Here is a 15,583-nt window from a genome sequence, read left to right on the forward strand (position 1 = left end):
TTCGACTCTGTTACCTCACGGCCTTGTCTAACGCGACAGCTAGATTAATATACCACAAGGGCGTTTGAATTGTCAACATTGTTTTTATATTTTCTGCAATTTAGACAATTCAGACAATTCTACTTCTATTCCTCATTCTCTTATATACATTTTCACAAAAACAGAGCATAACTCTCTCATAATGAAATGAGTCATGCTCTGTCTAAATTTTCCAGCTGTCTCATAAGTGCATCGCAGACTTTTTTTGCAACTGCCAGCTTATAAGCCAGACGTGTAGGCTGTGGTTCTAATTCCACATAATACGACTCCACTTTACCATCTGTCACAATTGCAAAATATACCCGTCCTGGAACAGATGCATCCGAATTAGCCGGATCTATATTCCCCATCGTACCGGTGACACCAATACCTATATTGGCATTGTATGTTTTCGCACAGGCTTTCGCCATAGCCTCTGCAGTTTCTTTTGAATATACCGTATATTTATCCAGGATTTCTGCCGGAACCCCCTGCATGATCTTGGCTTCATTGCAATAAGTAATAAATGCGCCTTTTAATATAGCTGATGACCCTTCGGTATCGGTAATCAAAGATGCAATCTGCCCTGATGTGGCAGATTCCATCGTCGTGATCGTCATATTCTTCTCTATTAATAATTTTGTCAGATTGTGGTAGTCTTTTCTGATGTCCGACTCATTATAACCATTTGCATTCTTCAATTATTTCACCTTATCTTCTATAATTATTCTAATATAAACTCTTTTTAGGATAATCTTTTCCGATTCTTACGTTCTTTTTTATATTGATACATATCCTGGTCAGCTCTGTCTTTAACCTTAACAATATCCTCTCCGGAAAACGGGGCTGATCCATAGGATACCGTAGGTAAAAATGCAATCTCCCCTCGTTTTTCTTGCAGTCTCTGCAAAAATTCTTGTTTACACCTTCCTTCGTTGCCACCGTTTTTCAGAAGAACACAAAACTCATCACCACCTATACGATAGCAATATCCAAAGTTTGCATAAGATTTTTTGATGCATTCTGCGATTCCTGCAAGACAAAGATCTCCCTGTATATGGCCGTATTGGTCGTTGATCTGTTTGAAATCATCCACATCAAACACGACCAGCACTCCTCCTTTGTACCTCACCCCACCTGTCTGCTTCAGATAGCTGTTCTGGTTCAAAAGCCCTGTAAGTGCATCCAACTGATTCCACATCTCGCTGCAATAGATAAAATACAATACCGATAGCAACGTAACACATAACCAGGTAACATGAAGTTCGGGAAGAGCAACCTGAATGATCGTTTCCGCCATCACGAAAAGAATAAGTGGATAGATCAGAAGTCTGCTGCGATTCTGAAACTCCCTGGCGGTAATGACCGTAGATGCAGAAAGATATAAGATCGCCCCAAAATACATGATGACATATATATAAAAATGCGGACCACGTGAATAAATGTTATCTGCGCTCACAGAAAACACAATTCCACATGGAATCGTAACAAAAAGAAAAATCAAATACCCGATTTCAATACGCACCGCCGTCCTGATCTCACGCCGCAGAGCTGTTTTCCTGTCCAAAACGTATACAAGACAGATACAGACAGCCGGTGACAGACCAAAGCCAAGATAGTTAGCAGTAATATTCAGCCAGCGGTACCCCGGAGGCAGACCATCCACTACAAGAGTAATGACTTCCAGTACGGAAATCCCTGCGATCAGAACAAAGGCAAGAAAGAAACCTCGCTTTTGTTTTTTACTAAGCGTTTCACTCAAATATGTGAGAATACACATAAAACATAAAACAAAAAAATCAATTGTAGTTAATACACAAAAATATCCGTTCATTGCATACCTTTCCATTTTCTTCTAATTCTGAAACATACTATGAAACATATTTTATTATCCACTACTTTACAGTACCGGTACTATCATATTTACCCAGAACCAGCTCACCGGCATCACAAGCACCATAGCCGGAATCATATCTGCAACCGGGAAATCATGAATCTTTGCAATCCGGAAACCGGTAGCCAGAAGCAGAAAGCCGCCACATGCTTTAAAGTCTGCAATCATATCCGGTGTGGTCAGTGGAAAGATAAATTTTGCTGCTGCGAATATAATAAGGAAAATCACGCATTGCGGAATTGCAACCACTGCGATCACCATCCCCAATGTTCCTCCAAAAATCATCGCAGTAAAGAAATCCAGAATCGACTTGGAAATCAGAATCGTATGATCCCCACTCATTCCCGAATCCAACGCACCGTAGATTCCTGTCCCACTGGCGCAGAACAGCACGATAATTGTCACAAGCATGGACATATATTCTTCCCTGGACATAGATTTATTCTTATTCGGGAATAATTTTCCCACCGGTTTCTCCATACAAACCGCTCCACGATTAATCATTCCTCCAAGATTAACAGCCAAACCAAATGCAGTTCCGATAATCACTGCAAAAATAACGGCAGGCATATTTTTCATAAGCCCGATGGAACTAACTCCCATTCCCATTGAGCAGACTCCAAAAATCTTGGTAAGCTCCGAATTAAATTTTTCAGGCAGTTTATGCCCGAATAATGCCCCGATCACACCACCGACAGCAACCGACAGGGCATTGATAATAACTCCTATTGGCATAGTTATCCCTCGTCTTTCTAAAAATACAGATACGGTGCAGGGAATTCCCTCTGCACCGCGAATTTACAATCTGACATTTAGTTTATCACAAAACTTTTTACCATGTAAACTTTTATTTTTCATTATTCTGTTCGAAGTGCGGTCACCGGATCACTCTTGGCAGCTTTCCTTGAAGGAATCAATCCGCCAAGTAAGGTAAGCACCACACTTAAAAGAATCAGTACGATCGCCGGTGCGATTGGAAGGATTGCACTGACCCGGTTATTGTCTGCAAGTGCATGTATCAGCATATTTCCCGGAATCAATATCAAAAGCGTCAGTCCGATACCGATAAGTCCGGCGCAGAGTCCAATGATAAATGTCTCTGCATTAAATACCTGCGAGATATTTCCTTTGGATGCTCCAATGGCTCTTAAAATACCAATCTCTTTCTTTCGTTCCAGTACACTAATATAAGTAATAACTCCAATCATGATCGATGATACGAGCAGGGAAATTGCCACAAATGCAATCAGTACATAGCTGATTGTATTGATAATGGTAGTCACTGATGACATCATCGTTCCTACAATATCCGTATAAGAAATCACCTGTTCTTCTTTTCCCTCATCTTCCATTTTCTGATTATAATGATCCAGAACCTCTACCACTTTTTCTTTGTTATCAAAGTCTTTTGGATAAATGGAAATGGAACTCGGCTGACTGAAATCTGCATATCCGAGCTGCTGCAGATTATTATCATAGGAAGCGCTCTGTGCTCCGGACATGGACATCATAAGTTCCGTCAGATCATCTTCCGTCATATTGAACTGGAATGCATTTGCAAATGCATTGGCATTAAAGTTCATAGAGCCTCCCAGTGCTTTTTGCAGATTTTCTCCAATCCGGCTCATGGCAGATGTCATAACCGTTTCAAGTCCACCGGCAAGCTGCGTGGTCACCTGACTCATAGCGGATGTCATCTGTGTACTGATTGCCTGAGAAATGGCACCGGTATATGCACTCATGGCCTGACCCATGTAGCTACTCATGGCCGTGCTGATTTGCTTTTGGAGACTGTCCATATTGATTGCCTCATAAAGTCCCTGATTCAGGCGCCTCTTTCCATCATCCGTCTTTATATAATTCACAAAATTCTCTGCCATCTTTGTCGGATCTGCATAATTCTTTTCCTTTGCATATGCAGTATACCCATCTGCCAGTTCCTTTGCCATAGCTTGCAGTGTGTCACCGGAAATGTTGAAATCTATATCTCCAAATATTTCATTGGCCCATTTATTTACAATTGCATTGGCACGCCCGGTCTGTAGATACTGCTGGAAGTACGTTCCAAATTCCCCTGCGCCCGGATTAGCGTTCTGCTCTACAAGCCAACTTTGAAAATCACTCATCACGCTGGTCAACAGTTCCTTAATCTGCTCTGGTGTAATCGTAACTTCCCCGTTATTTTTCAGAATGTCTTTCAAATATTTCTGAATAATGCCCTTTGCCTGATTGGAAGTCAGATATTCTGCAATCTGATTTCCAAGATTGGAATAATCCGCTTCCGGATGGCTCTTTACATATTCCTGATAACCTTCCGAAAGGCCGGATAACATTTTCTGCATGCCATCCGCATTGACCTGTACATCCAGATTCGTAAGAATATCCCCCAGATTCATCTGTGGCATATTGCCCATGTTGATTTCTACCTGATCCAGATTCACCATACCGGACAAATCCATAGAATTTCCGTCCATCTGAAATGCCTTGGAAAGATCAAGTCCCGACAGATCCATGGAACTTCCAAGATTGTTCATGGCACTGCTGTCAAAACCAAATGCGTTTTTCAGGGCATCCTCATCTATACTGAACAGAGAATTCATGTCAAATCCATTATTCCCATCTGTATTGCCAAATTCTTCCCCGGTAAATACATTTACATTCGGATTCGCAAGCTGCTGTTTTACAATCTCGCTGCCTTTTGCCTGTTCTGCCACATGATTTACAAGGTCTGCGGTATAGTTAATTCCCGGTGTCAGTGATGAAGCCTTCGCATCTTCGGCTGACTGTACAATTCCCACAATTTTTACATTCTCACCGTCTTCGACCAGTTTTTTCATGTAATCCGCATTGTCAGTTTTGTCTTTCCACACCTGATATTGATCGTCATATTCATAATAATCTGAAGCATTTACCAGTTTAAATGTCTTTCCCAAAATATCATCATAAGTATAAGTTCCAATATTTTCAGGCGTTTTTATCGTCTCTTCGTTGATGAACTGCTTAATCATATCATCGAGTTCAACCTGGTCTCTGAGTCCCAATGTATATAATAAGAAGTCGCTCATAGAACCATCCGGCGTCAGCACAAGAACGCATTCATTATATTTTTTCGGCCATCTTCCGGCTTTTACATCATACTGTCCTTCATAGAGATCCGTATTTTCCGGCATCTCAAAGAACACATTGGTACTCATCATGGAGGACATCAGACTATTCGAACCTGCAGATGCACCAAGTCCCAATGAAGAAAATGACTGATCCGGATTGACCTGACGAACATTGTCACCGTCCTGTCGGAACAACTGCGGCATCACATTGTAAGAATATTCTATTGCTTTTGTATAGTCATGAATCTTAGATTTACCACTGTCCAGATATTTTTTTAAAGCACCAAGGTCATTGGAATCCATCTTTGAAAACATATTGGTGACTACCTGCATGACCTTTACCTTATCTTTATCTTTTCCACTTTTCTTATCATCACTGCTTCCGGGATCCCCATTCATACCCACCATCATGGAAGTGAGATCAAATCCAGTACTTTGTATCTGCAGTGGATATTCAGACAATGTCTCCTCCTCAATGGACCGGATATAAGCGTTGACGCCATTTGAAAGAGCCAGAATCAGTGCAATTCCGATAATTCCAATAGATCCTGCAAAAGAAGTCAGAAGGGTTCTTGCTTTCTTTGTCCTTAAGTTATTAAAACTCAGTGACAATGCCGTCAGAAAAGACATGGAAGATTTCCCCATATTCTTATGCTCCGGCGGTGCCAGATTTTCCTCTTCCACAATATATTCATCTGTGTCCGAACGGATCTTTCCATCTTTCAGATTGACGATCCTGGTCGCATACTGCTCTGCAAGTTCCGGGTTATGTGTGACCATAACGACCAGACGGTCTTTCGCCACCTCTCTAAGAAGATCCATGACCTGCACACTGGTGTCACTGTCCAGTGCCCCTGTCGGCTCATCTGCAAGCAGGATCTCCGGATCATTGACCAGCGCTCTTGCAATTGCAACTCTCTGCATCTGGCCTCCCGACATCTGGTTCGGCTTCTTATGAAGCTGCTGCCCAAGACCCACCTTCTCCAGTGCATCCACTGCACGCTTTCTTCGTTCTTCCTTCCCGACTCCCGAAATTGTCAATGCCAGCTCAACATTCGCAAGCACCGTCTGATGCGGGATCAGATTGTAGCTTTGGAATACAAAACCAATCGTATGATTACGGTACGAATCCCAGTCTCTGTCCTTATATTTTTTTGTGGAAATGCCATTGATGATAAGATCTCCGCTGTCGTAGCGGTCCAGTCCTCCGATAATATTCAGAAGCGTGGTTTTGCCGGAACCACTGGGACCTAAGATTGCTACGAATTCATTATCTCTCAGATTCAGACTCACATCGTCCAGAGCCTTCTGTACCAGACTTCCCGTCCGGTACTCTTTTTTTATGTGTTGTATTTGAAGCATTTAAATTCTCCTATAAATATAGTATCAGCTTTAAGAATTTCTTACTCTCACTATACTACACTCCATTAATCAAATCAATAAATTTGTTTTACCAATGCAAAGGAAAAATTAGCCGATTACCAGAGACAGTTTGGTGTGTATGCTGAAGCGAATTCGGAAGTAATGGGGGCTTTCGGTGCTACAGTTACTGCAGAATAGTATTTACAGTTTCACTTTGAAAGACCTATCGTGGATAATGGTTCCACAATAGGTCTTTCTTTTATTATTCCCCGCTGATTGGCGAACCACAATACTCACACTCGCCCACGGCTCCTCTTTGAATTTTGTTGATACCACCACACCCCTTACATTTTACAGTAATAAGTTCTGCATCTGTCTGTTTGACCGTCTTTGTAAAAGAGGGGTTACCAATCTTCTGATTCATCTGATCCTTTCGAACAAATAACTTTGCCTTGTTATCCACATAAGCATCGTTAAAATATTTCTTTTTACACAATTTTTCAAGATTTCGACGTACTTTATCCTCCGGCTGGCTAAGAATCGCTGCCATATCCGGGATAAATCCATCCTGCGAAGCTTCTGCAATCTCTTTATATTCTCGATACAGCTTTTGCAGACGGAGTGTCTGGATCCCGAGCACAATCAGGATCACCCCGAAAATTCCAAGAACAATGCACATAATCAATCCCGAAATTTCCATATCCGCTGCATATGCCGGATCAGAGAACCATTCTTCCACACAGATTGCTGCAACCAGAAGAAAAAATGTTCCTCCGATAATCCCCACAACTGACAGAATCTTTTTCATGATCAACATTTTATATTTCCTCCCCTTCTAATCGTTTTCCGCATTCCGGACAGAAACGTTGATTCCCTTCCAACGCAGTTCCACACTGTGGACAGTGTCTCTCTTTGCTTATAAGCCGGCTTCCACACTCGGAACAGAACTTTGCATCCGCCAGGACTTCGTTCCCGCACTGCGGGCAGAATTTTGATTTTCTATATCCGCCACGCAAATCTATATTCTGTGCCATAGAAGAGAACTGGTTTCCCATCTCTCTTCCAACGCCGAATCCCATTCCAAGACCCATTCCTGCTCCCATCACAGAACCTGCATCTGCATTCCCGTGACTGACCGCATTTTCCAATGTATCAAAGGATCTCTCCTGTTGATAATTGTAGCCTATAATCTCCATCTCGGCACGCTTGGATAAAGCCTCCTTGAGCTTTTCCACAGACGGATCATCTTCCGGTGTGCTGATTTCATTTACATAAAATGAAGTCAGTTCCAGTCCATACTCTTCCATTATCGGACAGATTGTCTCCTTCATATATTGTGAAATTTCATCTATGTACGCATTCATCTCAAGAATACTGATCTTTCTGTGAAGTAGATATGAAGAAATCGTATCCTTTATCTTCGTCACATACAGACTTCTGAAATACTTCGTTACAGTCTCTGCATCAAAAACATTCATGGTCGTCACAAGTTTTGTCAAAAACTTCACCGAATCTGTTACATGAATTCCAAATGCTCCATTCGAGCGTATCGGAATAAATATTCCATACTTTGGATCCTGGATCTGAATCGGCGTTGGTGTTCCCCACTTAATATCCAGGTAATATCCTTTATTAATATACCATACTTCTGCCTTGAACGGAGATTTCCCGCCAAACGGAAGATTGATAATCTTATTCAGAATCGGAATATTCTTTGTATCCAACGTATGCGTTCCGGGCCCGAACACATCTGCCACACTTCCACCTTTTACAAGCACGGCTTCCTGTGACTGATTAACTACCAGCTGCGACCATGTTCCAAGCTCTTCACCCGGATATTTCCATGCGAAGACATCCGGCCTTCCATTATATTTTATAACATCCATTATTTCCATCTTAAAGTCCCCCACTTTCCTGATTTCCACTGCCTCATTTTCAATAGAATTTCTAACATGACAATGTTCTGCTCTGAATCAGCTTTACAACATACTTTTAATCTCCCTGATTACACCTTCCCCTGTCAATGGTTTTGAAATATGTTTATTCATTCCTGCCTTTTTACTGCGCTCCACATCATCCTGAAAAGCATTTGCAGACATGGCTGCAATAGGAATAAGTTTGGCATCAAGACGATTCATTGCCCGTATCTGTTTTGTTGCTTCCAGGCCATCCATAACCGGCATCATGATATCCATTAATATCAGATCATATTCTCCCGGCTTTGACCTGGCAAAAATATCCACTGCCTCTTTTCCATTCCATGCACAACTAACCTTCATGTTCTCATTTTCCAATATGAATTGTGCAATTTCCATGTTCAATTCATTATCTTCAACAAGAAGTGCTCTTTTACCTTTCAGTGAAACATTCTCACCGGATGATTCTGGCATTTTTAATTCCATATCTGCGACAATGCGAAACGGGAGTGTGATCACAAATGAAGTGCCTTCATCAACTTTACTGGTAAAACAAATCTGTCCTCCCATCATTGTTACTAACTGGCTGACAATAGTCATTCCCAGACCAGTTCCCATACTGGCATTCTGTTCCAGTCTGTTCTCCTGTGTAAAAGGTTCAAACAGATGCTTCTGAAACTCTTCACTCATCCCAATCCCATTATCTGTACAGGTAAATTCAAATACTGCGGTCCGGTCGTCTGAACTGATCTCCTGGCAGCTAACAACAATCTTACCACCTACATGATTATAATTTACTGCATTACTTCCTATATTTTGTAGGATCTGCTGAAGATGAAGAGGACTTCCTACCAGTTGACTATGTATGATATTGATAGCTCCCAAGCTCAGTGAAATTCCCTTTTCACGTCCCTGCATCTCAACAATACCTGACGATTCACTCAGCACCTTGCGTAAGTCGAATATTTTTTCTTCCAACTGCAATGTTCCGGATTCCATTTTATTCACATCCAGGATATCATTCACAAGATTCAGAAGAAATCCAGATGCTGTCAAGACTTTATCTCTGCACTCCTGCTGTTTTTGCAGATCTTTTGGAAAATGATTTGCAATCTGCGTAATTCCACAGATTCCATTGATTGGCGTCCGGATATCATGGCTCATACGTCTGAGAAAATCTGTCTTTGAAACATTCGCTTTTTCCGCTTCCTGGGCAGTTCTTTTCAACTGTTCCTGATATTCAAACTCCTGCTTTTTTTCTTCCGTAATGTCACGTGCTACATAAAGCACCTCCGTAACAGTTCCGTTTGCATCACGCTGCTTCACAATGAATCGTCCCATATGCCAGTGTCCGTCTGCAGCAAGATATTCTCTTGCAATCGTCTCTTCCTGCTTAAGCCTGTCTGCCAGCGTTGTAACATCAAAAAACTCCCGCATGGATTGTTGGTCTTCTTTGGAAATAACGCTTTTCCGTGCAGTACGAAATGCTTCTGACGCACATCCATGACTGCCTGTTAATCGATGCATCACTTCGCCCCCGACAACTTCTTCAAAACTGTCTGTTCGCAGATCCATAGAATAAATCGTCCAGTAAATCTTTGAAATTGCGGATATGACCGCATTGCTTGCCTGTGCTTCTTTCAGTGATTTTTTCAGAGTAACATTTTCAGAAATATCAAGGAATGTGGTTAATATTGTTTTTTTCCCGTTCGATGTATAAAAAATTTCCGTCTTCGCAATCGCCGGTGTCAGATTTCCCTTTCTGTCAGGGATTACACATTCATAAGAAACAGCTCCATCATGGTATCGCATATCCATCAGTTTCTCAATTACATTCTGATTTAAATAGGACACAGCCCCTATGAGTCTGCCCAGATTTTCCTGTGCTTCTTCAGATGTCTCCACTCCATAGATACGCATAGCTTCTGCATTCATATGGACAATCTCATGCTCTGGCAAGGTATAGGATAGTACTCCAACACTTATCGTATCCAGAAGCTCTTTATAATAAAAACTCTGGTTTTTGTTTTCATCCTTTAATTGCTGGTTCTGTCGCAGCAACCGGTTCTCCAGAAGTTTTTCTTTTTCAAAACGAACAATATCTTCTGCTTCCTGATGATAGCCCACAAGCCATATCATGTTGTCTGGAGATGGGACTCTTCTTCCTGTACAGCGTATATAAATGACTCCCTTTACAGGATGCATATAACGGTAAACTGCTTCCGATTCATGACTTTTCAGTTCTTCTATGTAATCCTGGAAGCACTCCTTCTCCTGCGGATAAATATGTTTCTCTACATATTCCATGCATTTTTCCGGAAACATAGCTTCTGTAATTCCAAACAGTTCATTTGTGATTTCATCCGTATACAGTCTTGTCTTTTTCCCTTCTTCAAACTCTACTTTCCAAAATCCGGAATTTCCTGCTTGAAAATATGCCTGTATGTCCTCTTCGTTCAACTTTTTCATAACCCTGTCCCTCTTCGTATACTTTACTGATATCAGAATTTTACTCTCAGGCAACATTCTAAACACATATACTTATCTCAAAATATATTGTATGGATCAATATTGTTTTTTCTCTTTCATTTTAATGTCAAATAAAGGAGATTGCAATATCGAATGTAATGCCTCTGCTCCTTCTTGATAGCGTACAAATTTCTTTGCTATTTTCTTTGTTTTCTCTACATCTTTACGTGCATATCTCATACACGGCACCTCCCTTTTGCATGAAAAAAACTTACTCTGAAACCTATTCTCGACTCAATGGTCGAATGGGGTAACGCTTATAAAAAAATGTAGAGAAAATGGGCTGTCATTTTGATATGCCCCTTCTCTCTACATACTGGCTGTGCAGATTATAATGCGAAATGTTGCGGCTCTCTTCATGTTATCATCTTCTTATATATCTTTGGTTCCTACTTTTCGGTTTTTCTGGAATTGTCATTTGTACCAACTGAAGTTGCATAGCCGGATTCATGTAATTTTTGCGAAAAGTTTCCTTTGACTTAAGTCCGAGTTTTTCCATCAAAACAGTGCTTGTATATGGCACTTCGTATTCCATAACATTCAATAATTTTTTTACATATTCTGTTACATGCTCATCCTGTTCATCTGCTCTTAATAATATCTCTTCCAATATTTTATCAATCTGTTTCAACATGAATTCAATAAAAACATTCGAATCCCCATTGATATGACCCTTTGCTATTGCATTATAATATTCATCCTGAAACTTTTCTATCTGACTTTCAATTGGAATATATTGAAAAACTGACTTCCATTTTGGCAAAAGACATGTGTGCCATAATCTTGCCATTCGCCCATTTCCATCTGAAAATGGATGGATCTAATCCTATTGTTCTTTCTTAAATGAGGTTTTGCTTCCAAATTTTTTAATGCACTCATTTTTCCGATTTTCTCCGATATAGATGCAACGCAATCCAACATTGTGTTTGTAAGCGTAAACGGTGGAGTATAATCTGCCATAATTTTTCACCTCTCAGCATTTCATCTTGCTTATTATCATGCCTTATGTTTCGCAGCCTTCTTTTATCTGCTTCTGTATCATATGTGCTGTTGCCTTGCCACAAAAGCATATAACTTGCTCCTTCCTGTTATCTCTTGTTGTTTCTTGATGCTTCAAGTATAATGAAATTCACAAAGGAAATAGACGTACAGCATGTGGACTTACCACCCGATAATCCTCATGTTTTGCGATATACAGGGAGGTTATTCTCATGGGAAAACAATCTACAAGAGAAAATAAAACATTTTATCAGATTTGCCGGGAAGAAGCCGGTCTTACCAGATCAGAAGCCAGCGAAAAAATGACTGCTGTTTCTGATTCTAAAATCGAAAAGTTTGAATATGAAATGCAGGAACCCACACCTTACGATATCATCCAGATGGCTGATGCTTACAAGCGCCCGGATCTCTGCAATTATTATTGTTCTCATAAGTGTGAAATCGGACATCGTTATGTCCCGGAAGTCGAAGTTTCTGACTTATCCAATATAATCCTGGAAACCATTGCCAGTCTGAATGAGATTAATCCTCTTACCACACGTCTGATCCAGATTGCCCGTGACGGTAAGATCAGCGATGATGAAATCAAAGATTTTGCTTTTATCAGCAACAAACTGGATGAAATTTCTCTGGCAATAGATTCTCTGAATCTCTGGGTTGACAAAACAGCCGGAGAGCAGGGACTAAACATCGAATTGCTCAGAGAAGAAAAAAAGAAACAAAAATAAGTATGAAAAAACAAGGCAGCGAACCTATTTATGGTCCACTGCCGCTTTCCTTTACATATGCTGTAACTGGTTTATGATGTATTCCGTTCTGCGGATAGCTTCTTCCACCTGATGTCTGGCATTATTGATTCGATCCTGCACCATCCAATCCACAACAAATCCATCAAAAAAATAATCTGCAAAGGATAAGAAGTCTCCAGTATTGATGTTTAAATTACAAGCCATGTTCACATCATTTAATTCCCTACTGAAATTACGAAGATCATATTTCGCCTGTTCCATATTTTGTCTGGCCTGATCCATCTTGGAGTGTTTCAACATCGTAGAAAAGAATCCACCGCCAAACATATCCACCAAGCCCCAATTTTTTGCACTGTTCAGGTTTTCTTCTGCTGTCCGAAGACTACTTAACGCACGTTGTCCTGCTTCAATCGCTTCTCGTTTCTCTTTTTCTATATCATATCCCATAATTTCTTCCCTCCTCGTATTTTTATGAGTTAGATGATATAAGTGCAATGATTCCGCCGATGATCAACAATGGAAATGCAATATAAATCAGTCCGCCAACAACCATTCCTATCAAAATCACCGGGAAAAATACAACTGTACAGAGCAGCTTTAAGATTCCCCAGGATGCTTTTACACCAAATATAAAAAATTTTCCAATAAACCAGATCATGCATATAACAAATAGTAACGATAACATATTCTACTCCTTCTGACTCCTGTTATGATTTGAATCATTCATTTTTTTGATTGTTTACTTGATATAAACTCAGATGTATTTCTCACACCAATTTTACTACTGAATTCTGGATTCTTCTCTATTTTTTCAATCATCCGAATTAACCTTATTTTCTGTGCTGTATCCATCTGCTCACCTCATTCTAACAGTTCTGCCTTTTGATATTGTCAGTATAACCGGACAACTTTTCAAAATATATACCTAATACAAAGAATTGAACATATGTAATTCTCAATTTTTGAGGAATCTTAAGAAAGACCCAGAGGAAATTCCCTGAGCCTTTTGGTTATATAGCAGTATTTTTTTCAAACAGAATCAACTTAACATACAAATGCACTTTCCTCTTTTGCTTTCCGCAAATCTTTTAACACTGTTCCTATATCTCCCAAAATAGCAATTCCCTTATCTTCAATGAATTCCGGCAAAAACTGATATTCTGAATTTACGGAAATATAATATGCATCTTTCAAACTGTTTGTCAGTTCCCAAAACGGTTCCTGTATAAACATCGGTGTCATGCGCCCTACTCCAAGTTCTATCAAGAGAATTTTTCTATCTTTGTTCTTTTGAATGTATTTTGAGATTTTCTCATATTCTTCTTCGTATTTTTTCCCTTGCAGAAAATTTCCATATCCTCTTACCCACGGAAACATTTCCGCACCACAATGAGGGCAGCGAGGAATCAGTTCATCCGGCACCATTGTCCCCTCTCCCATAGCCGCAATCATATCTGCCACAGGTTGTACGGCATCCCATGTTTCATCCTGACAGCACTGGGAACACTGGAAGAAACGATGATCTCCCTGAATCTCACTGACCTTTTCTTCCGGATAAATCTTTACAAACTGTGTATCCTGATTAGTCGTTAAGATATGAAAATCCTTTCCCTGCAAGATTCTATCCAAATCCAGATATAAGATATTTTTTTAGGAAATTCTCATATCGCCTTACACTTTCTCTCCAGTCTTTCCCCTCCAAAAATGTATCATCCCTTACCCAGGGAACCATGATTCTCCCGCACTCATTACATCTTGGCAGAAGCACGGAAGGAACACGCAGCTCCCGGATATTTTCGTTCATCCTGCGAATCATTTCTACATTGGAATAAATTTGGTCATGGCAAGGCTGACTGCATTGAAGATAGCCGCTGTTACCTTGATAATCGCAAATCCGTTCTTTCTGAAAAATCCGTTCAAACTGCATATCTATATTGGTTGTTAAAACAAAGACTTCTTTTTCCGCCACAATATCACGCAGGTCATAGTATGGCTGTCCTGTAGGTGCATCCCACATACTTTGTATGTAACGTGCATAATATGCCCACTGTTGTTCCGGCGATGAATAACAGTAGTAAAAACCGTCAAAAGGAGATTTCAGTCCATACCACTCCTTGAAATCTTGTAAACATTCCTCCATATAGGGCAGCCAATGATAATGGTTATATCCCGCCGCACTGGAAAGACCAGAACCACCGCCTATCAAAACGGCATCTACCGAGCTGTAGAGGGCGATAAGCCGCTGCTTCACCTGGACACAGATACCAATCCGGATTGTGGAATCGGTATCAACATTCAATTCGCTATTGGGGACTTCTATCATGAAATTCAAAATATGGTAGATGAAAAAATGAAATCCATTACATTGCAGGATATTATTGATCGGTATTATTTTAAAATCAGGAAAGTTAAAAACCTTTAAAATTGAATGTGTCATCGGTATCACTGATGATGACAAACATGGCTATTCTCTGATCGCCGATCATATCCCGTTCCATTTCGTCATACGACATGCTTTCTCGAAGCTCCTGAATATCAAATGTTGAAAGTCTGGCACCACAGGAAAGCAAAATCGATTTTGCAGTTTTGCCAGTAACAAAATGTCAATAGTTTTCTAATCACTTTTTCAAAAAAGGCAAAAAAATAGAACGTATAGTTAATTTCCATACGCTCTATCTCACATTTCATATTAAATTTTTGAATTCTACAAACTTGAATTGAGATTTCATGTATTCCAAGGAATTTAATAATTGTTATATTTTATTATCAAATATCTCTCAAGCCCTTGAAAACACTAAGTTTATCGCAGGTGAGCTTTCCCTTATTGTTTCCCTTGTATTATATTGTCCCACCAGTGTTTACGAACTCTGATAAGGGCAAATACAAGGGCAAGAAAATCCTATAAAACAGTATAACACAAAATTAAAACGACATCTTTAAGACCTCATTCCATAGACGCTGTTTCTGAAATGTGATTTTAAACTTTTCCAGTGCGGCATCTTTATCATC

At 40.2% G+C, this 15,583-nt stretch carries 14 protein-coding genes; 1 reads left to right on the forward strand and 13 read right to left on the reverse strand.

The features are described 5' to 3' along the window. Positions 1-191: 191 nt before the first annotated feature. From GT508_RS13870 to GT508_RS13905, 9 genes are all read right to left on the reverse strand, one after another. Positions 192-719 carry a CinA family protein gene (locus GT508_RS13870; protein ID WP_055282023.1) on the reverse strand — a complete coding sequence of 176 codons (528 nt, stop codon included), beginning with the start codon at positions 717-719 and terminating at the stop codon, positions 192-194. A 44-nt stretch (positions 720-763) separates the two neighbouring features. Next, complete coding sequence (locus tag GT508_RS13875) at positions 764-1,852, reverse strand: GGDEF domain-containing protein (RefSeq protein WP_055282025.1); 1,089 nt, start codon at positions 1,850-1,852, stop codon at positions 764-766. Positions 1,853-1,918: 66 nt separating this feature from the next. Beyond that, positions 1,919-2,647, reverse strand: coding sequence for a DUF554 domain-containing protein (locus GT508_RS13880; protein ID WP_161144479.1), 729 nt, complete (start codon positions 2,645-2,647; stop codon positions 1,919-1,921). Between the two features lie 122 nt (positions 2,648-2,769). Further along, positions 2,770-6,381 (reverse strand): ABC transporter ATP-binding protein/permease, encoded by a 3,612-nt coding sequence (locus tag GT508_RS13885; protein WP_161144480.1) that lies wholly within the window; start codon positions 6,379-6,381, stop codon positions 2,770-2,772. A 262-nt stretch (positions 6,382-6,643) separates the two neighbouring features. Continuing rightward, entirely contained in the window at positions 6,644-7,198 is a 555-nt protein-coding gene (locus tag GT508_RS13890) for a hypothetical protein (RefSeq protein WP_161144481.1), read from the reverse strand. Between the two features lies 1 nt (position 7,199). Further along, positions 7,200-8,276, reverse strand: coding sequence for an SPFH domain-containing protein (locus tag GT508_RS13895; protein WP_161144482.1), 1,077 nt, complete (start codon positions 8,274-8,276; stop codon positions 7,200-7,202). An 84-nt stretch (positions 8,277-8,360) separates the two neighbouring features. Continuing rightward, positions 8,361-10,766: a PAS domain-containing hybrid sensor histidine kinase/response regulator gene (locus tag GT508_RS13900; RefSeq protein WP_161144483.1), complete on the reverse strand. Its 2,406-nt coding sequence runs from the start codon at positions 10,764-10,766 to the stop codon at positions 8,361-8,363. A gap of 96 nt (positions 10,767-10,862) precedes the next feature. Continuing rightward, the gene (locus GT508_RS14490; RefSeq protein ID WP_192934834.1) at positions 10,863-11,006 is read right to left on the reverse strand and encodes a hypothetical protein; all 144 of its coding nucleotides are present in this window, start codon (positions 11,004-11,006) and stop codon (positions 10,863-10,865) included. Between the two features lie 184 nt (positions 11,007-11,190). After that, complete coding sequence (locus GT508_RS13905) at positions 11,191-11,646, reverse strand: Fic family protein (RefSeq protein WP_330576956.1); 456 nt, start codon at positions 11,644-11,646, stop codon at positions 11,191-11,193. 391 nt (positions 11,647-12,037) lie between these two features. Here GT508_RS13905 and GT508_RS13910 point away from each other — a divergent pair, with 391 nt between their 5' ends. Then, complete coding sequence (locus GT508_RS13910) at positions 12,038-12,553, forward strand: helix-turn-helix domain-containing protein (RefSeq protein ID WP_055195463.1); 516 nt, start codon at positions 12,038-12,040, stop codon at positions 12,551-12,553. A 51-nt stretch (positions 12,554-12,604) separates the two neighbouring features. On the opposite strand, the gene GT508_RS13915 is transcribed toward GT508_RS13910, so the two are convergent. From GT508_RS13915 to GT508_RS13930, 4 genes are all read right to left on the reverse strand, one after another. Beyond that, positions 12,605-13,021 carry a hypothetical protein gene (locus tag GT508_RS13915; protein WP_055182627.1) on the reverse strand — a complete coding sequence of 139 codons (417 nt, stop codon included), beginning with the start codon at positions 13,019-13,021 and terminating at the stop codon, positions 12,605-12,607. 22 nt (positions 13,022-13,043) lie between these two features. After that, positions 13,044-13,259: a hypothetical protein gene (locus GT508_RS13920; protein ID WP_055182629.1), complete on the reverse strand. Its 216-nt coding sequence runs from the start codon at positions 13,257-13,259 to the stop codon at positions 13,044-13,046. Positions 13,260-13,618: 359 nt separating this feature from the next. Beyond that, a complete protein-coding gene (locus GT508_RS13925) occupies positions 13,619-14,191 on the reverse strand; it encodes a hypothetical protein (protein WP_243144136.1) in 573 nt (190 codons plus the stop codon). Positions 14,192-14,195: 4 nt separating this feature from the next. Continuing rightward, positions 14,196-14,873, reverse strand: a complete 678-nt coding sequence (locus GT508_RS13930) for a Sir2 silent information regulator family NAD-dependent deacetylase (protein ID WP_192934833.1) — start codon at positions 14,871-14,873, stop codon at positions 14,196-14,198. Between the last annotated feature and the right edge of the window lie 710 nt (positions 14,874-15,583).

Origin of the sequence: Dorea sp. BIOML-A1, from assembly GCF_009875615.1 — a bacterium.
In the GTDB taxonomy this organism is placed as follows: Bacteria; Bacillota; Clostridia; order Lachnospirales; family Lachnospiraceae; genus Dorea_A; species Dorea_A amylophila.

What these genes read in the sequence shown, in the direction of transcription:
- GT508_RS13875 (WP_055282025.1), bottom strand. Translation starts at nt 1,852, where the DNA reads ATGAACGGATATTTTTGTGTATTAACTACAATTGATTTTTTTGTTTTA.
- GT508_RS13880 (WP_161144479.1), bottom strand. Translation starts at nt 2,647, where the DNA reads ATGCCAATAGGAGTTATTATCAATGCCCTGTCGGTTGCTGTCGGTGGT.
- GT508_RS13885 (WP_161144480.1), bottom strand. Translation starts at nt 6,381, where the DNA reads ATGCTTCAAATACAACACATAAAAAAAGAGTACCGGACGGGAAGTCTG.
- GT508_RS13890 (WP_161144481.1), bottom strand. Translation starts at nt 7,198, where the DNA reads ATGTTGATCATGAAAAAGATTCTGTCAGTTGTGGGGATTATCGGAGGA.
- GT508_RS13895 (WP_161144482.1), bottom strand. Translation starts at nt 8,276, where the DNA reads ATGGAAATAATGGATGTTATAAAATATAATGGAAGGCCGGATGTCTTC.
- GT508_RS13900 (WP_161144483.1), bottom strand. Translation starts at nt 10,766, where the DNA reads ATGAAAAAGTTGAACGAAGAGGACATACAGGCATATTTTCAAGCAGGA.
- GT508_RS14490 (WP_192934834.1), bottom strand. Translation starts at nt 11,006, where the DNA reads ATGAGATATGCACGTAAAGATGTAGAGAAAACAAAGAAAATAGCAAAG.
- GT508_RS13910 (WP_055195463.1), top strand. Translation starts at nt 12,038, where the DNA reads ATGGGAAAACAATCTACAAGAGAAAATAAAACATTTTATCAGATTTGC.
- GT508_RS13915 (WP_055182627.1), bottom strand. Translation starts at nt 13,021, where the DNA reads ATGGGATATGATATAGAAAAAGAGAAACGAGAAGCGATTGAAGCAGGA.
- GT508_RS13920 (WP_055182629.1), bottom strand. Translation starts at nt 13,259, where the DNA reads ATGTTATCGTTACTATTTGTTATATGCATGATCTGGTTTATTGGAAAA.